The organism is Oceanisphaera arctica, assembly GCF_002936955.1.
GTDB classification, from domain to species: Bacteria; Pseudomonadota; Gammaproteobacteria; order Enterobacterales; family Aeromonadaceae; genus Oceanimonas; species Oceanimonas arctica.
This window is the reverse complement of the sequence record NZ_MPZM01000004.1, coordinates 21,148-37,783: the sequence shown is the minus strand read 5'-3', so window position 1 is coordinate 37,783 and position 16,636 is coordinate 21,148. Positions and strand designations below refer to the sequence as shown.

Genomic DNA, 16,636 nt, shown 5'->3' with positions numbered 1-16,636 from the left:
CATGGCATTATTACAAATTTCCGAGCCGGGCCAGAGCGCGGCTCCTCACGAACACAAGTGGGCGGTCGGTATCGATCTCGGTACCACCAACTCATTGGTGGCTGTGGTTCGCAGCGGCCTGCCCGAGACCCTGACTGATGAGCAGGGGCGCGATTTGCTGCCCTCTGTGGTGCATTACACCCGGGACGCACTGCGGGTTGGCTTCGATGCCAAGCACGAAGCCGAACTGGACCCGCAACACACCATCGTCTCGGTGAAACGGATGATGGGCAAGGCCCTGGCGGATATTCCCCGCCAGCGGCTGCCTTATTCTTTCAAGGAAACCGGCAACGGCGTGATCGAGCTTAACACGCCTCAGGGCGCGGTCAATCCGGTGCAGGTCTCGGCCGAAATTCTGAAGACCCTGGCTGCGCGTGCCGAACACAGCCTGGGCAACCCGATACAGGGTGCTGTGATTACGGTGCCAGCCTATTTCGATGATGCCCAGCGCCAGGGTACCAAGGACGCGGCCCGACTGGCCGGTCTCGAGGTGCTGCGGCTGCTCAACGAGCCCACCGCCGCCGCCATCGCCTACGGCCTGGACTCCGGTCAGGAAGGGGTGATTGCGGTCTATGACCTGGGTGGCGGTACCTTCGACATCTCCATTCTGCGCCTGCATCGTGGCGTGTTCGAAGTGCTGGCCACCGGCGGCGACTCGGCCCTGGGCGGCGATGACTTCGATCATGTGCTGGCCGACTGGATCCAGCAACAGGCCAATATTACCGAGCTGAACCCGACCCAGCAGCGTAATCTGCTGGACGCCGCCTGCGCCGCCAAGCAGGCCCTGACCGACAGCGAGACGGTGTCGGTCAGCTGGGAAGGCTGGCAAGGCACCCTGACTCGGGCCGACTTTGATGCGCTGATTCTGCCTTGGGTCAACAAGACCCTGATGGCTTGTCGTCGGGCCTTGAAGGATGCGGGCGTGACCGCGGCTGAAGTCAAAGAAGTGGTCATGGTCGGCGGCTCTACCCGAGTACCGCTGGTGCGCGAGCGGGTCGGCGAGTTTTTCGACCGCGAGCCCCTGACCAGCCTGGATCCGGACAAGGTGGTCGCCATCGGCGCCTCTATTCAGGCCGATGTGCTGATCGGCAACAAGCCTGACAGTGACATGCTGCTGCTGGACGTTATCCCGCTATCGCTGGGTCTGGAAACCATGGGCGGCCTGGTGGAGAAGATCATTCCCCGCAACACCACGATACCGGTGGCTCGGGCCCAGGAATTCACCACCTTCAAGGACGGTCAGACCGCCATGGCCATTCATGTGGTGCAGGGTGAACGCGAGCTTGTGGCCGACTGTCGCTCCCTGGCTCGCTTCAACCTGACCGATATTCCGCCTATGGCCGCCGGTGCCGCCCATATTCGCGTGACCTTTCAGGTGGATGCAGACGGTCTTTTGTCGGTCAGCGCCATGGAAAAGTCCTCCGGGGTACAGGCCGCCATCGAGGTGAAACCCTCTTACGGGCTGAACGAAGCAGATATCGCCACCATGCTGACCGCGTCTTTTGAACATGCCAAAGAAGATATCGATGCCCGCATGCTGGCCGAACAGAAAGTGGAAGCGGCGCGGGTGATTGAAAATATCATCAGTGCCCTGGCCACCGACGGTGACGAATTGCTCAACGAGCAGGAACGTGCCGATATCCTGGCTTGTGTCGAGTCGCTGCAGCGCAGCGCCGAAGGGCAGGATCTGGCCGCCATCAAGGTGGCGATAGAAGAAACCGATAAGCAAACGGCCGATTTTGCCGCCCGCCGCATGGATGCCTCCATTCGCCGGGCGCTGGCCGGTCAACGTGTGGATAAGGTGTAACGATGCCGAAGATAGTTTTTCTGCCCCATGCCGAGCTGTGCCCCGAAGGGGCCGCGCTCGAGGCCAAGCTGGGTGAAACCGTACTGGACGTGGCCCTGCGCAATGGTATCGACATTGAGCACGCCTGTGAAAAATCCTGTGCCTGTACTACCTGTCATGTCATAGTGCGGGAGGGCTTCGACTCGCTGGAAGAAAGCTGCGAGCTGGAAGACGATATGCTGGACAAGGCCTGGGGACTCGAGCCCGAGTCGCGCCTGGGATGCCAGGCCCGGGTCAGTGAAGAGGATCTGGTGGTCGAAATCCCCAAATATACCGTGAACATGGTATCCGAAGGCCATTGATCAGGAGGGTGTATGAGTCTTAAATGGACTGACAGTCGTGACATCGCACTAGAGCTGATGGAGGCTTATCCGGAGACGGATCCCAAAACGGTGCGCTTTACCGACTTGCATCAGTGGATCTGCGAGCTGGAAGACTTTGACGACGATCCAGCCCATTCCAGCGAACGCATCCTCGAGGCCATCATCATGGTCTGGATGGATGAATATGAATAAAGCTTGAAGCCGTAAGCTGCCCGAGTGGTTGGTGGATTTGGGCTTATGGTTGTTGGTTTTTCAGGCGGCGATTCTTTCGGCGCAAACCTTCAAGTTTCGCGGAATTGACAAACACATCGCAGCTCATTCAGCCGCGATTGTGTGACTTACAGCTTCTAGCTCAACGCTTACCGCTGTTTTGAGGCCACAGTTCTTCTGTGGCTTTTTCCGTTTTTCTGTCAACAGAACAAGGAATGACCATGCCAGCAATGATGAATGTCGTGCTCTGTGCCGAAAACGCCCCAGCCCAGTGGGGAGACAAGGCATTGTTGAGTTTTAAGGATGATGAAGCCCGGGTGCATGTGCCCAACGCCGCCGAACAGGAGCGCAAGGCGCAACAGGCGGGGCGCAAGCTCGATGCAATGGGCATCAAGGCGGTACGGCTGAGCGGAGATGGCTGGCAATTGGAAAGTCGCTGGGCCTTTGCCCAGGGCTTCTACAACGCTCGTGGCGGACAGCAGCTGGAATGGGGCGAGATGGCGGCGGATGAGCTGACCGAGCTTGAGGCACGCAACACCTCGTCTCGCTGGGTACGGAAAATGATCAACGGCACCCCGGAAGAGGTTTATCCTGCCTTCCTGGCAGCCGAAGCGGGCAAGTTCATTCAATCGCTGGCCCCCAGTGCGGTCACCTACCGCACCTATAGCGGCGAGCAGCTCAGGGATCTGGGTTATGTGGGTATCTATGAAGTCGGCCGGGGCAGCGAACGTCCGCCCACCCTGCTGGAGCTGGACTTCAACCCGACTGGCGAAGCCAATGCGCCGGTCGCCGCGGCGCTGGTGGGCAAGGGCATTACCTTCGACTCCGGCGGTTACAGCCTCAAGTCGTCCGACGGCATGTCGGTGATGAAGTCCGACATGGGCGGCGCCGCCACCGTGACCGGCGCCCTGGCGCTGGCCATTCAGCGCGGCCTGAAGCAGCGGGTCAAGCTGTTCCTGTGCTGTGCCGAAAACCTGGTCTCCGGCCATGCCTTCAAGCTGGGTGACATCCTCACCTACAAGAACGGCATCACGGTCGAGATCCTCAACACCGATGCGGAAGGCCGCCTGGTACTGGCCGACGGTCTGCTGGCGGCCAGCGCCACCGGTGCGCCCTTTATCCTGGATGCGGCTACCCTGACCGGCGCCGCCAAGATGGCGCTGGGCCGGGATTACAACGCCGTGTTCAGCATGGACGAAGCATTGGCCCAGAGCACGGTACAGGCGGCCAGAGCCGAGTATGAAAAAGCCTGGCATCTGCCGCTGGAGCCATTCCACGTGGGCCAGCTGACCTCTTCGTTTGCCGACATGGCCAATATTCATGGCGGCGAAGGCATGGCCGGGGCCTCCACTGCGGCGGCCTTCCTATCGCGCTTCGTACCGGAAAGCGGCTGCCAGTGGGTACACATGGACTTGGCCGGTTCTTACCAGAAGTCGGCCAACGATCTGTGGGCAGCCGGTGGCAAGGGCCACGGAGTGCGCACCATCGCCGCCATGCTGGCCCAGGTATGCGCAGGCATCGACTAATACCAAGCAGCTTAAATAACTGATCTATTCGGTTGCTCTGTAAAGGTCGGACAAAGGGCCCGCTCCACCGACTCGCTTCAAGCACTTCCATGTGACGCTCAACACATGACATCCGACCGCCAAGGACGGCGGGAGTGCCAACATTGCAGGAGCTTTTGTTGGCCCTGTCATGTGATGGTCGGCTGAGCAGGTCCCTTTATCCTCCCAGATGCCAAGGCGTTGCCTGTTGACGTCATCTACAGATAACTCGGTGCTCGAGAAGAGGCAACAGAGATCGACTACCACGACCGTGAAATGCCATGGCCGGAAAATGCTCCTGCCGTTCCGGCATTCCCGCCCTCCCTGGCGGTCAGATGGCATTTCCCGAGCCCTCAGGGGGCAGCTTGCTGCCTGCATCAAGTTTGGTGATGGACCAAACATCCTGTGAATGTTTGCAGCCATCGCCAAGCGCAGATGGCCTTAGCCCATGGCGTGTCGTGGAAGGCGGCTGTGTTGCCTCTGAGCTCGGGCCCTTTGTCCGATAGTCTATGCACCAACCTTTGGCCAACGATAGGTGCAATTAAATTACCCGGCAATGGTGTTAACTTGAGCCGGCTTTACGTATAATTCCGCGCGTTTATTCTATCCTATTGATTATTTAAGGAACACACATGGCTATCGAACGTACTTTTTCCATCATCAAGCCTGATGCCGTAGCAAAGAACCTGATCGGTGCCATCTATCACCGTTTTGAAACTGCCGGCCTGAAAATCGTTGCCGCCAAAATGGTACACCTGAGCCAGGAACAGGCTGAAGGTTTCTACGCCGAGCACAGCGAGCGTCCTTTCTTCAAGGCTCTGGTTAGCTTCATGACTTCCGGCCCGGTAATGGTTCAGGTTCTGGAAGGCGAGAACGCCGTACTGCGTCACCGTGAAATCATGGGCGCCACCAACCCGGCCGACGCTCTGGCCGGTACCCTGCGTGCAGACTACGCCGACAGCATCGACGAAAACGCCGTACACGGCTCCGATGCCGCCGCTTCTGCCGCGCGCGAAATCGCTTATTTCTTCAGCGACGAAGAAGTGTGCCCGCGTACCCGCTAAGGGATAACGTCAGGTGAATAAAAAGGAGCTTCGGCTCCTTTTTTTGTGCCTGCCATCTGTCGACACCTTTTTATTTAGGTGGCTTTCGCAGCGGTCAGAGTGCCATTACTGGCAACCGCATGCTAAATTCTGTACAATTTCGCGCCCTGTGGGCTCTGGTCAGAAAGCGAGAGGCAACCGATGAGTGAAACAAAAGTAAACCTGCTGGATCTGGATCGTGACGGCATGCGTGCGTTCTTCAGTGAACTGGGCGAGAAGCCCTTCCGTGCCGATCAAGTGATGAAATGGATCTATCACTTCGGTTGTGACGACTTCGAGCAGATGACCAATATCAACAAGGTGCTGCGCGGCAAGCTGCAACAGCGGGCCGAGATCCGTGCGCCGGAAATCAGCGTCGAGAAAAAATCCGCCGACGGCACCATCAAGTGGGCCATGCAGGTCGGCGGTCAGGAAGTGGAAACCGTCTATATTCCCGATGGTGACAGAGCCACCCTGTGCGTGTCTTCTCAGGTCGGCTGTGCCCTGGACTGCAAATTCTGTTCTACCGCCCAGCAGGGCTTCAACCGTAACCTCAAGGTGTCCGAGATCATCGGCCAGGTGTGGCGTGCCGCCAGCCGGGTGGGTTTTGTGCGTGACTCGGGCCGCAAGCCGATCACCAATGTGGTAATGATGGGCATGGGCGAGCCGCTGCTCAACCTGAACAACGTGGTGCCGGCGATGCGCCTGATGCTGGAAGACTTTGGCTTTGGTCTGTCCAAGCGCCGGGTGACCCTGTCTACCTCCGGTGTGGTGCCGGCGCTGGACAAGATGGGCGACATGATTGACGTGGCACTGGCGGTTTCGCTGCATGCACCGAACGACAAGCTGCGTTCCGAAATCATGCCGATCAACGACAAGTACAATATTGCCACCCTGCTCGACAGCGTGCGTCGCTACATTTCCAAGTCCAATGCCAACCACGGCAAGGTCACCATCGAGTACGTGCTGCTCGATCATGTCAACGACGACATGCAGCATGCCCATGAGCTGGCCGAGCTGCTCAAGGATCTGCCCTGCAAGATCAACCTGATCCCGTTCAACCCCTTCCCGGGTAACGATTACGAAAAACCGAGCAACAGCCGTATCGATCGCTTCAACAAGGTGCTGATGCAATATGGCAATACCGTTACCATTCGCAAGACCCGCGGCGATGATATCGATGCCGCCTGTGGTCAGCTGGTAGGGGATGTTATCGACCGGACCAAGCGCACCATGAAAAAACGGATGCAGGAACAAAGTATATCCGTCACAATGGTTTAAGAATAAAACCATTGGTGTAAAGGGAATGCAAACGCTTACTCTGTTGCCGGCGTTACTGATGGGAGCCATCCTGAGTGGTTGTGTTCATGAAACCACTTATTTATCTGATGGACGTCAGTCCCGGGAAGTGATGTTCAAGCCGTCGGAAGCGGCTTTAACTCGAATGAATCTTGGTTTGGCATATTTACGGCGGGGGGATGCGGAGCAGGCCAAGTTTAATCTTGACCGAGCCCTGGCTCAGGATCCTCGCAGTGCAGATGTTCATCTTGCTCGGGCCTGGTTTTATCAGTCGGTGTCCGATTTTGAACAGGCAGAGAACAGTTACCGCCAGGTGATGAGGCTGGATCCCAACCATGGCGATGGACTGAACAATTACGGCGTTTTTCTGTGTGGTCGGGAACGTTTCGATGAAGCAGATGCGATGTTCAGAAGGGCGATAGTGTCATCTGGCTATGTGCAGGTGGCAGACAGCTACGAAAATGCGGCCATGTGCGCCATACGACATGGAAAATCAGAGGTCGCACTCGACTATTTCAGGCGAGCACTGGAATACAGTCCGAACAGATCGAAAGCCCTGCTGGGGGCGGCTGAGCTACTGGCAGAGCAGGGGGATGACGGTGGTGCGCTCGAATATCTTGCCCGCTACCGGGACGAGCATCAGCCCAATGCACAGAGTTTATGGTTAACAGTGCGTACCGCAGAGGCACAAGGCAGTGTGGCGCAAGCCCGGCTGGCTGGTGCCGAGCTGGTACGGTTATTTCCGGATTCAGAACAGGCCAGGCGATTCCTATCAAATGACTATTAACGAAGCAGACCCACAGCCTCAGGCTGAACCAGAACCAGTAACAACGGCCGGCCCCGGGGCCCTGTTGCGTGAGGCCCGGGAAGCCAAAGGCTGGACCCAGGCCGAAGTGGCCCGTCGTCTTAATTTAAGGCTGGCGGTGATTGAGTCCATCGACGGCGATCAATACAAGGCCGGGGTTGCTCTCACCTTTCTGCGTGGCTACGTAAAAGCTTATGCCAAGGTGGTGGGCGTCAAGGAGCAGGAGGTGCTGGCCGCCTTCGACGGCATGAGTGGCATCGAGCAAATCAAGGCCGCCGCCCCCATGCAGAGCTTTTCCAGAAAGACCCGGCAACAGGCCAGCGACAACTGGCTCAAGCGGATCAGCTGGCTGGTGCTGCTTGGCCTGCTGGGATCACTGGTTTACTGGTGGTGGCAGGACAGCGGCGTCAACTACATGGAACCTGGCCTGGATCCTAACGTCCAGCAACAGGAGGAGCCGGCCCCAGAGGCGGACATTCCCGTGGTTGCGCCCCAGTTGACGCTTCCGGCCGCCCCGATAACGGATGACGCCGATACCACGGTGGAGGCGACTCCGGACACCCTGGCGCCCGTTGCCGCAATAGATGAGAAAACGGCCGAAGTGACCGAGCCCACGGCCGCACCGGCCGTTGCTACCATTGTCGAAACCGAAACGCCGGCGGCCGACCCCCGGCTACTGGCCATGAATTTCACCGACGATTGCTGGATCAAGGTGACCGACGGCCGTGGTCGTGTACTGGCCGAAGGGGTGCAAAAAGCCCGGCAGGCCCTTAGCCTGAAAGGTGAGCCGCCCTTTCGTCTGATCCTGGGCGCGCCCCATGCCGCCAGCGTCGAGTATATGAACAAGGCGGTGGATCTGTCCTCCTTTAGCGCCGGCCGGGTAGCCCGGCTGACCGTACCGAAATCCTGATTAAAGCAAGAGTAAATGATGTCCCTACATGAAACCCCCATCGTTCGTCGCCTGTCCAAACAAATTCGCGTTGGCTCCGTGCTGGTGGGGGGAGATGCCCCCATCAGCGTCCAGACCATGACCAATACCCTGACCACGGATGTGGCGGCCACTCTGGCCCAGATCCGGGCGGTGGAAAAGGCCGGTGCAGACATAGTACGGATATCGGTGCCGACCATGGAGGCGGCGGAGGCCTTCAAGCTGATCCGGGCCGGCACTACTATGCCGCTGGTGGCCGATATTCACTTCGATTATCGCATCGCCCTGCAGGTGGCCGAATATGGTGCCGATTGTCTGCGTATCAATCCGGGCAACATCGGTCGTGAAGACCGAATTCGGGCCGTGGTGGACTGTGCCCGGGACAAGGGCATCCCCATTCGTATCGGTGTTAACGGCGGCTCGCTGGAAAAGGATCTGCAGGAAAAATATGGCGAGCCAACCCCGGCGGCGCTGGTGGAATCGGCCCTGCGTCATGTCGAAATTCTGGACCGGCTCAACTTCGATCAGTTCAAGGTCAGCGTCAAGGCCTCGGATGTGTTTCTGGCCGTTGGCGCCTACCGGGAGCTGGCCCGTCAGATAGAGCAGCCGTTGCACCTGGGGATTACCGAAGCCGGTGGTTTTCGCAGTGGCGCGGTCAAGTCCGCCATCGGTCTGGGCATGCTGCTGGCCGAGGGCATCGGTGACACCCTGCGTATTTCGCTGGCCGCCGATCCGGTAGAAGAGATCAAGGTCGGTTTCGATATTCTCAAATCCCTGCGTATCCGTGCCCGGGGCATCAACTTTATCGCCTGTCCGTCCTGCTCCCGTCAGGAGTTTGATGTGATCAGCACCGTCAACGAGCTGGAAAGCCGGCTCGAAGACATAGTGGTGCCGATGGACGTGTCCATTATCGGCTGTGTGGTCAACGGCCCCGGTGAAGCCCTGATTTCCGATATTGGTCTGGCCGGCGCCCAGCGCAAGAGCGCCCTCTACGACGGCGGCGAGCGCGTGGGTCGGCTCGATAACGCCAATCTGGTGGACGAGCTGGAAAGCCGCATCAGGGCCAAGGTAGCGATGATGGATCCGGCCGTCCGTATTCCGGTGCAGGCCAAAGACTGAGGCGGGGCGTCAGACTGGGTGCCGGGCCGAACGCCGGCAGCAGGGTGGCCAAGCCGACCGTGACATGCCAGGGATGGCATGTCCGAGCCCCCAGGGATGGGTTTACGGCGTGTCGGTGTGCCTCCTGCTGCTGGCGTGCTCCGCCTCTTCAAACAGCTAACACTCTTTTGATTCCAGACCGATTAGCATTCAATTTATTTTAAGCCGTCAACCATAGAGATATTTTCGTGGCCAAACAGATTCAAGCAATTCGTGGAATGAACGACTGCCAGCCGGAACAGACGCCGGCCTGGCAACAGGCAGAAGCGGTACTGCGTGACCTTATGCGTGCCTATGGTTACGCCGAAGTACGCATGCCCATCATGGAAGTCACCGGTCTGTTCAAGCGGGCCATCGGTGAAGTCACCGACGTGGTCGAAAAGGAAATGTATACCTTCGACGATCGCAACGGCGACAGCATGACCCTGAGACCCGAAGGCACCGCCGGCTGTGTGCGCGCCGGTATCGAGCACGGTCTGCTTTACAACCAGGAACGACGCATGTGGTACATGGGCCCCATGTTCCGCTACGAACGTCCCCAGAAGGGCCGTTATCGTCAGTTCCATCAGTTTGGGGTAGAGGTCTTCGGTCTGCAGGGGCCGGATATCGACGCCGAGCTGATCATGCTCACCGCCCGGCTGTGGAAACAGCTTGGCGTCAGCGAGCATCTCACGCTGCAGCTGAACAGCCTGGGCCAGCCCGAAGAGCGTGCTGAATACCGTCAGGCACTGGTGACGTATTTGGAGCAGCATAAAGACAAGCTGGACGAAGACTGCCAGCGCCGACTGTATACCAACCCCCTGCGGGTGCTGGACAGCAAGAACCCACAAGTTCAGGCCCTGTTGCAAGATGCGCCGGTACTCGGCGACTACTTCGGTGAGCAGACCCGAGCCCACTTCGAGGGATTGAAGGCGCTGCTGACGTCAGCCGGTATCGGCTTTGAAATCAACCCGCGTCTGGTGCGTGGTCTGGACTATTACAACCTGACCGTGTTCGAATGGGTCACTGAGAGCCTGGGCTCCCAGGGTACAGTTTGTGGCGGCGGCCGCTACGATGGTCTGGTCGAGCAGTTGGGTGGCCAGGCCACGCCCGCCGTTGGTTTTGCCATGGGCATGGAGCGTCTGGTGCTGCTGCTGGACACCCTCAATTTGGTAGAAGCACAGCCGGCGCTGGCCGATGTGTATCTGGCGATGATGGGCGACAACAGTCAGGTGGCGGGTTTTGCCCTGGCCGAGCAGCTGCGTGATCAGCTGCCGGGCCTGCGGGTGATGAGCCACTGTGGCGGCGGCAACTTCAAGAAGCAGCTGAAGCGGGCCGACAAGAGCGGGGCGGGCATCGCACTGATCCTGGGCGAAGATGAAATTGCCCGTGGTGAAGTGACGGTCAAGTATCTGCGCGGCCAGGGCGAGCAACAAACGCTGGCGGTTAACGACATGATTGAACAGCTCAAGAAGGGGATCTAAGTGGATATCAACGCGACGGAAGAGCAGCAACTCGAGACCCTCAAGCGCTGGTGGATGGAGTATGGCAAGTCCATCATCCTGGGCGCCGTCATTGGCCTGGGTGGTTTGTTTGGCTGGCGTTACTACCAGAGTCATCAGATTGAGACACGTGCCGCCGGTGCCGACGCCTTCGCTCAGATAAGCGAGCAACTGGCGAGTAAAGGCCCCGCAGCCTTCGACGATACCGCGGCCTTTGTCGAGCAGAACCAGGGTAACAGCTACGGTGAACTGGCGGCTTTGCTGCTGGCGGCCGAGGCGGTCAAGGCCAACAAGCTGGATCTCGCTCAACAACAGCTGGAGCTGGCTCTGGCCGGCACCAAGGATGCGGCCCTGAGCGATACCATTCGCCTGCGCCTGGCCCGGGTGATGCTGGCGCAGAACGAGCTGGCCGGGGCCCAGTCCTATATTGACGCCATCGAGGCCGACGCCTTCGGTGCCCAGCGCAGCGAAATTCAGGGCGATGTCTTTATGGCCGAAGGCAACGTCGATGACGCGCGGGACGCCTATCGCGCGGCGCGGGATGCAGGCGGGCTGACCAATAATCCGGGTCTGCAGCTGAAACTCGACAACCTGGCGGTGTCTGCCGAGCTGAGCGACGAGGAATGAGCATGCGTAAACAGTTGATCCTGATGTTACCGCTGGTGTTGGGACTGGGCCTGAGCGCCTGTTCCAGCTCCTCTCCGGTGGCACCGGCAAGTCCCTTGCCTGAAATCAAGAATACCCTGGATACCAAAGCACGCTGGTCGACCTCGGTCGGCAATGGCGTCGGTGACTTCTATTCCCAACTGAGCCCCGTGGTCGACGGTGATCGGGTATTCGCCGCTTCCCGGGACGGGGTACTGGCCGCCTATGCGCGCGACAGTGGTGATCGACAGTGGAAGCTGCGACTGGACAAGCTGGACATCAACGAGAACCAGCGCAGCCCGCGTATCTCAGGTGGCCTGACCGCCGCCTACGGCAATCTCTATTTCGGCTCAGAGAACGGCGTCGTCTATGCGGTATCACAGTCTGATGGCAAAGTGCTCTGGACCCGCGAGGTGCCCGGCGAGGTGCTGGCCGCCCCGGCGGTAGACGAAGGCAAGGTGGTGGTACATACCAGCGCCGGTAATCTGGTGGCGTTGGATGCTGTTAGTGGCGAGCAGCAGTGGCAGTTGCGTAACGAACAGCCCAGCCTGACTCTGCGCAGCATGGCCACGCCGGTTACGGTCGGCGGCGCCGTGCTCTACGGCCGGGCCGATGGCCGTCTGGGCGTGGCGCTACTGGCCAATGGTCAGCCGGTGCGAGATACCCGTATCGCCAGCCCTCGCGGCGCCACCGAGCTGGAACGCATGGTCGATGTGGCCGCGAAACCGGTGATTCTGGGCGATATCCTGTTCACTATCGCTTATAATGGCCAATTGACCGCCCATCAGCTGATTTCGGGGCAAGAATTGTGGAAGCGCCAGTATCAGGGCTCTCAGGATCTGAGTACCGATGGTCGCCAGCTCTATATCAGCGACAGCCGCAGTCATCTGTTTGCGGTGGATGCGCGTAGTGGCATGGAGTTATGGTCGAATACCGAGTTGGAAAATCGCCAGCTGACCGCCTCGGCGGTGTTCGGTGATTATCTGGTGGCAGGCGATGGTGAGGGCTATCTGTACTGGTTTGATCGTCAAAGCGGCGTGCTCAAATCGTTGCAGCGTATCGACAGTGATGGGTTGTATGTGGCGCCTGTCGTAGCCGGCGATACCCTTTATGTGCAAAGCCGCGGCGGAGACTTGGTGGCCATCGGCCAGCCTTGATCCCGGCGGAAGTGACACACCGGCTCCTGATCTCGGATCAGGAGCCGTTATTGTTTTTTGGAGACTGATTTTATGATGCCAGTAGTGGCTCTGGTGGGCCGCCCCAATGTGGGCAAATCCACCCTGTTTAACCGATTGACCCGTACCCGGGACGCGCTGGTGGCGAACTTTCCCGGCCTGACCCGGGACCGTAAATATGGCCAGGCCAAGATTGGCGAGCTGGAATTTATCGTGGTTGACACCGGCGGTATCGACGGTACCGAAGAAGGCATAGAGCTGAAAATGGCCGAGCAGTCGCTGGCGGCCATCGATGAAGCGGACGTGGTGCTGTTTATGGTCGATGCCCGCGCCGGCCTGACCTCGGCCGATGAAGCCATCGCCGCACACCTGCGTCGCTGCCAGAAATACACCCTGCTGGTGGTGAATAAAACAGACGGTATCGATGCCGATTCTGCCGTCAGCGAATTTTATCAGCTGGGCCTTGGCGACCTGTATCCCATCGCCGCCACCCATGGCCGGGGCGTGCTGAGCCTGTTGGAAACCGCACTGGCTCCCCAGCTGGAAGAGCTGGCGGCTGTGGCAGAAGCCGAAGCGCAAGCTGAAGAGGGAGCTGCCGAAGCCGATGAATTCGATTTCGATCAAGTGGACTTCGACGGCGACGACATCGATAGCGTTATCGCGGCGATGGACAAGATTGATGAAGCACAGGCGGTGCCGTTCGAAGATCTGCCGATCAAGCTGGCCATCGTCGGTCGCCCCAACGTGGGTAAGTCTACCCTGACCAACCGCATTCTCGGTGAAGACCGGGTGGTTGTGTACGACATGCCGGGCACCACGCGCGACTCGATTTATATTCCGATGAAGCGGGACGAGCAGGACTACATACTGATCGATACCGCCGGGGTACGACGTCGGGGCAAGGTGCACGAAACCGTCGAAAAGTTTTCGGTGATCAAGACCCTGAAGGCGATTGAAGACGCCAACGTGGTGCTACTGGTACTGGATGCCCACGAGGGAATTTCCGATCAGGATCTCAACCTGCTGGGCTTCGTGCTCAACGCCGGTCGCAGTATAGTGCTGGCAGTCAACAAGTGGGATGGCCTGAATCAGGACGTGAAGGAAGACATCAAGCGTGAGCTGGATCGTCGCCTCGGCTTTATCGACTTTGCTCGTCTGCACTTTATCTCGGCGCTGCACGGCAGTGGTGTGGGCAATCTGTTCGGCTCCGTGGTGGAGGCGTATCAATCGGCCACCAAGCGGGTCAATACCTCCATGCTGACCCGTATCATGATGATGGCGCAGGACGATCACCAGCCGCCGCTGGTGCGGGGCCGCCGGGTCAAGCTCAAGTACGCCCATGCGGGTGGTTATAATCCGCCGCGCATCATAGTGCACGGCAACCAGGTCAAGGATTTGCCGGAGTCTTACAAGCGTTACCTGATCAACTACTTCCGTCGTTCGTTGCAGGTGATGGGCACCCCGATCCGGGTAGAGTTTAATGAAGGTGCTAACCCCTTTGAGGGCATCAAGAACAAGCTGACCGAAACCCAGATGCGTAAACGTAAACGCATGATGCGCTTCAACAAGAAAAAATAACCATTCAAACGCCGGCTCAGCCGGCGTTTTGTTATTAGAAAGGTGAGGGGATAGGTGTGAGGTGGAAAACAAGCCTTCACCCTTCACCCTTCACCCCTCCCGCTTCACCCCTCACGTAAAGTTCTTGGTCTAGTATGGATATAAGGACTATCCCTTGCCCTGTACTGGAGGGGGATTTTATGGACCATGGAGGAAAACATGTATAAATCACTATTGGTGGCCGTGGACGGCTCGGAGCATAGCAAAAAGGCGCTGACACTGGCCTGCCACCTGGCTCGTCAGGATGATGCTGTGATACATATTCTGCATGTTCCCGAAGTATTGCCGCACGAAGCGACCCTGATATGGGGTATCGGTGCCGTTGCCATCGGAGATGAACTCAAGGAGATGAGTGCGGCCGGCAAGAAAGTTATCGCCGGTGCCGAAGCCGAGGCCCGAAAACTCGGCGCAACCAATGTTCAGACTCATGTAGCACGAGGTGAGCCGGCGCGCGCCATCATACAAGAGTCCAAGTCCCTCGGGGTCGATGTGATCGTCATGGGCTGTCGTGGACTGGGAGATTTGGCTGGCTTGATGATGGGCAGTGTGTCACACAAGGTGAGTCACAGCGCCAAGTGTGGGGTGATTACGGTACGTTAATGGTTAATGCCTGGTAGTTAATGATTCGTTGATAGTTCATGGCCAGGCAGGTCATGGCGTATCAACGAGAGATGACGGCGGCGTCAGGCCGCCGACTCGACGTCGATTGGGGTCAGAAAATAGGTATTGTTACGGCGCAGTATTTTGCGGCGAACATCTTGCAGTAGTATCTTGCGGCGGGGTGACCAGCTTGCCGGCTTGCGCTGCTTCAGTAAGGTACGTCTTCGTTTCAACATGGTGAATTCCTCTTTAAACCGATACCGCACCGTCGGCGGCATATTAGGCTGTCGACGACATAGTGCGGTGTTACTGCACTAGATATCAGGTTGTGCCGCCCGGGTAAAGTGACATTATTGTTAAGTTTCCGGTTCTGCCGGTAAGTTTTCATGCTGGGCGGTCAGGCCCGGGTCTGTGCCTGGGTTATCTTTCCACAGCAGGCTTTGATAATACTGCCGGATATTATTAACAAACTGCCGTGTCTCCCGGCCCCGGGCATAACCGTAGCGGGTTTTGCTGTACCACTTGGGCTGATGCAACAGCGGCAGGTTTTCCTTTACTGCGGCCCAGGAGTCGGGATCCTGTTCGCGCAGTCTGGTCAGCCGGCGGGCATCCAGCAGATGCCCCAGGCCGATGTTGTAGGCGGCCAGTGCAAACCAGACCCGTTCATCTTCGGGAATCGCGTCCGGCAACCGGTCCATCAGTGACGACAGATAACTGGCGCCGCCACGAATGCTTTGCTCCGGATCCAGCCGGTCGGAAACACCCACCTGTCTGGCGGTATCTTCGGTCAGCATCATCATGCCGCGCACGCCGGTATAGGAGCGGGCTTCTGGATCCCAATGCGACTCCTGATAGCTGATGGCCGCCAACAGGCGCCAGTCCAGCTCCCCCGCATAACGTTCAAACAACGGCTGATAGCTGGGCAGTATGGTTTCCGTCCGGCGCAAGAAGGTGCGGGTATCGACGTAATCGAAGCTCTGCACATGACCAAAGTATTTTTCATTCAGTCGCGCCAGGGTGCCGGCGGCCTGTTGCTGGTCGAAAAAGGTCAGCATCTGGCCGAGCAGGCTGTCGTCGGTGCGCTGGTCCAGTACCCAGGCTACAGGTTGTGGCTCTCCCAGAGTAAAGGCGGCCTCTATATTAGGGTAATAGCGCTGGGTGCGGGCCAGCAGAATATCGGACACCAGCGTATAGTCGGCCCGTCCTTCGGCAACCTGGCGCAGCAGGTCTTCCGCGTCAGTGTCTCGGCGGGTTTCCCAGTGCAGCTCCGGCAATTCCAGCTGCAGGCTGTGCAGCGATTCGGCCTGACTTGAGCCTGCCAGCACCCGAATTTCGCCCTCGACCTGGCTGGGGTCCCGGGGGCGGGAGCTTCCCTTTCGATACACCAGAGTCTGAGCGATGTCGTAATAGCTGGGGCCAAAACGGTACTGCTGGCGCCGCTGTGGGGTGATGGTCATGCCGGCGGCCAGCATGTCGACCTTGCCCGTGTCGAGCAGGGCAAAGAGCTCGTCCAGGCTATAGGCCGGGACCATGGTCAGCTCTACGTCCAGCGAGTCGGCAAAGAGTCGCGCCAGCTCGTAATCCAGCCCTTCTTCCTGATCGTCGCGCAAAAAGTAATAGAGCGGATGATAGAGGGTGCCGACCCGCAAGGCACCACGGGCCTGGATCTGTTCTTGCTGGGTCTGGTTTTTTTCGTGAACGTCGCAGCCGCCCAGGGCCAGTAAACTCAGCAACAGGGGGGCTCTGAAAAGCATCAGTATCAGGCGCAAAAGCGAGTCCTCACTCAATACAATCGGCATTTTATAGCAGAAGTTGACCACTTCGTCAGGCAATGCCTGTGCTTTTCGGCGCGTTCTGCGGGATAAGGTCCCGGAAATGGGCGTC

16 protein-coding genes are annotated in these 16,636 nt (G+C 58.6%); 14 read left to right on the top strand and 2 right to left on the bottom strand.

The window, feature by feature from the left end; all coding sequences use genetic code 11:
• Nucleotide 1 precedes the first annotated feature (1 nt).
• The 14 genes from hscA (at nucleotide 2) to UN63_RS02945 (ending at nucleotide 14,752) form a co-directional block, all read left to right on the top strand.
• A complete protein-coding gene (gene hscA / locus UN63_RS03010; RefSeq protein WP_104485301.1) occupies nucleotides 2-1,846 on the top strand; it encodes a Fe-S protein assembly chaperone HscA in 1,845 nt (614 codons plus the stop codon).
• Between the two features lie 2 nt (nucleotides 1,847-1,848).
• Entirely contained in the window at nucleotides 1,849-2,187 is a 339-nt protein-coding gene (fdx, locus tag UN63_RS03005; RefSeq protein WP_104485300.1) for an ISC system 2Fe-2S type ferredoxin, read from the top strand.
• A 12-nt stretch (nucleotides 2,188-2,199) separates the two neighbouring features.
• A complete protein-coding gene (gene iscX, locus UN63_RS03000; protein WP_104485299.1) occupies nucleotides 2,200-2,400 on the top strand; it encodes a Fe-S cluster assembly protein IscX in 201 nt (66 codons plus the stop codon).
• A 239-nt stretch (nucleotides 2,401-2,639) separates the two neighbouring features.
• A complete protein-coding gene (gene pepB, locus UN63_RS02995; RefSeq protein WP_104485298.1) occupies nucleotides 2,640-3,944 on the top strand; it encodes an aminopeptidase PepB in 1,305 nt (434 codons plus the stop codon).
• A gap of 650 nt (nucleotides 3,945-4,594) precedes the next feature.
• On the top strand, nucleotides 4,595-5,026 hold the full coding sequence (ndk, locus tag UN63_RS02990; protein WP_104485297.1) for a nucleoside-diphosphate kinase: 432 nt from the start codon (nucleotides 4,595-4,597) through the stop codon (nucleotides 5,024-5,026).
• A 180-nt stretch (nucleotides 5,027-5,206) separates the two neighbouring features.
• Nucleotides 5,207-6,325 carry a dual-specificity RNA methyltransferase RlmN gene (gene rlmN / locus UN63_RS02985; RefSeq protein ID WP_104485296.1) on the top strand — a complete coding sequence of 373 codons (1,119 nt, stop codon included), beginning with the start codon at nucleotides 5,207-5,209 and terminating at the stop codon, nucleotides 6,323-6,325.
• A 58-nt stretch (nucleotides 6,326-6,383) separates the two neighbouring features.
• The gene (pilW, locus tag UN63_RS02980) at nucleotides 6,384-7,130 is read left to right on the top strand and encodes a type IV pilus biogenesis/stability protein PilW (RefSeq protein ID WP_104485404.1); all 747 of its coding nucleotides are present in this window, start codon (nucleotides 6,384-6,386) and stop codon (nucleotides 7,128-7,130) included.
• Nucleotides 7,120-8,058, top strand: coding sequence for a RodZ domain-containing protein (locus UN63_RS02975; protein WP_104485295.1), 939 nt, complete (start codon nucleotides 7,120-7,122; stop codon nucleotides 8,056-8,058). The genes pilW and UN63_RS02975 overlap by 11 nt, the downstream gene beginning before the upstream one ends.
• Nucleotides 8,059-8,076: 18 nt before the next feature.
• Nucleotides 8,077-9,195, top strand: a complete 1,119-nt coding sequence (gene ispG / locus UN63_RS02970; protein ID WP_104485294.1) for a flavodoxin-dependent (E)-4-hydroxy-3-methylbut-2-enyl-diphosphate synthase — start codon at nucleotides 8,077-8,079, stop codon at nucleotides 9,193-9,195.
• Between the two features lie 227 nt (nucleotides 9,196-9,422).
• Nucleotides 9,423-10,697: a histidine--tRNA ligase gene (gene hisS / locus UN63_RS02965; RefSeq protein WP_104485293.1), complete on the top strand. Its 1,275-nt coding sequence runs from the start codon at nucleotides 9,423-9,425 to the stop codon at nucleotides 10,695-10,697.
• Nucleotides 10,698-11,342: a YfgM family protein gene (locus tag UN63_RS02960; protein ID WP_104485292.1), complete on the top strand. Its 645-nt coding sequence runs from the start codon at nucleotides 10,698-10,700 to the stop codon at nucleotides 11,340-11,342.
• 2 nt (nucleotides 11,343-11,344) lie between these two features.
• Nucleotides 11,345-12,517: an outer membrane protein assembly factor BamB gene (gene bamB / locus UN63_RS02955; RefSeq protein WP_104485291.1), complete on the top strand. Its 1,173-nt coding sequence runs from the start codon at nucleotides 11,345-11,347 to the stop codon at nucleotides 12,515-12,517.
• Between the two features lie 72 nt (nucleotides 12,518-12,589).
• Nucleotides 12,590-14,113, top strand: coding sequence for a ribosome biogenesis GTPase Der (gene der, locus UN63_RS02950; RefSeq protein ID WP_104485290.1), 1,524 nt, complete (start codon nucleotides 12,590-12,592; stop codon nucleotides 14,111-14,113).
• A 198-nt stretch (nucleotides 14,114-14,311) separates the two neighbouring features.
• Complete coding sequence (locus tag UN63_RS02945; RefSeq protein ID WP_104485289.1) at nucleotides 14,312-14,752, top strand: universal stress protein; 441 nt, start codon at nucleotides 14,312-14,314, stop codon at nucleotides 14,750-14,752.
• Nucleotides 14,753-14,835: 83 nt separating this feature from the next.
• Here the strand turns inward: UN63_RS02945 and UN63_RS17030 are convergent, their stop codons facing one another.
• Nucleotides 14,836-14,988, bottom strand: a complete 153-nt coding sequence (locus UN63_RS17030) for a hypothetical protein (RefSeq protein ID WP_181068161.1) — start codon at nucleotides 14,986-14,988, stop codon at nucleotides 14,836-14,838.
• A gap of 120 nt (nucleotides 14,989-15,108) precedes the next feature.
• Nucleotides 15,109-16,521, bottom strand: coding sequence for a membrane-bound lytic murein transglycosylase MltF (gene mltF / locus UN63_RS02940; protein WP_229793549.1), 1,413 nt, complete (start codon nucleotides 16,519-16,521; stop codon nucleotides 15,109-15,111).
• Between the last annotated feature and the right edge of the window lie 115 nt (nucleotides 16,522-16,636).

What these genes read in the sequence shown, in the direction of transcription:
- UN63_RS17030 (WP_181068161.1), bottom strand. Translation starts at nt 14,988, where the DNA reads ATGTTGAAACGAAGACGTACCTTACTGAAGCAGCGCAAGCCGGCAAGC.
- UN63_RS02945 (WP_104485289.1), top strand. Translation starts at nt 14,312, where the DNA reads ATGTATAAATCACTATTGGTGGCCGTGGACGGCTCGGAGCATAGCAAA.
- bamB (WP_104485291.1), top strand. Translation starts at nt 11,345, where the DNA reads ATGCGTAAACAGTTGATCCTGATGTTACCGCTGGTGTTGGGACTGGGC.
- pepB (WP_104485298.1), top strand. Translation starts at nt 2,640, where the DNA reads ATGCCAGCAATGATGAATGTCGTGCTCTGTGCCGAAAACGCCCCAGCC.
- ndk (WP_104485297.1), top strand. Translation starts at nt 4,595, where the DNA reads ATGGCTATCGAACGTACTTTTTCCATCATCAAGCCTGATGCCGTAGCA.
- hscA (WP_104485301.1), top strand. Translation starts at nt 2, where the DNA reads ATGGCATTATTACAAATTTCCGAGCCGGGCCAGAGCGCGGCTCCTCAC.
- rlmN (WP_104485296.1), top strand. Translation starts at nt 5,207, where the DNA reads ATGAGTGAAACAAAAGTAAACCTGCTGGATCTGGATCGTGACGGCATG.
- fdx (WP_104485300.1), top strand. Translation starts at nt 1,849, where the DNA reads ATGCCGAAGATAGTTTTTCTGCCCCATGCCGAGCTGTGCCCCGAAGGG.
- iscX (WP_104485299.1), top strand. Translation starts at nt 2,200, where the DNA reads ATGAGTCTTAAATGGACTGACAGTCGTGACATCGCACTAGAGCTGATG.
- der (WP_104485290.1), top strand. Translation starts at nt 12,590, where the DNA reads ATGATGCCAGTAGTGGCTCTGGTGGGCCGCCCCAATGTGGGCAAATCC.
- pilW (WP_104485404.1), top strand. Translation starts at nt 6,384, where the DNA reads ATGGGAGCCATCCTGAGTGGTTGTGTTCATGAAACCACTTATTTATCT.
- UN63_RS02975 (WP_104485295.1), top strand. Translation starts at nt 7,120, where the DNA reads ATGACTATTAACGAAGCAGACCCACAGCCTCAGGCTGAACCAGAACCA.
- ispG (WP_104485294.1), top strand. Translation starts at nt 8,077, where the DNA reads ATGTCCCTACATGAAACCCCCATCGTTCGTCGCCTGTCCAAACAAATT.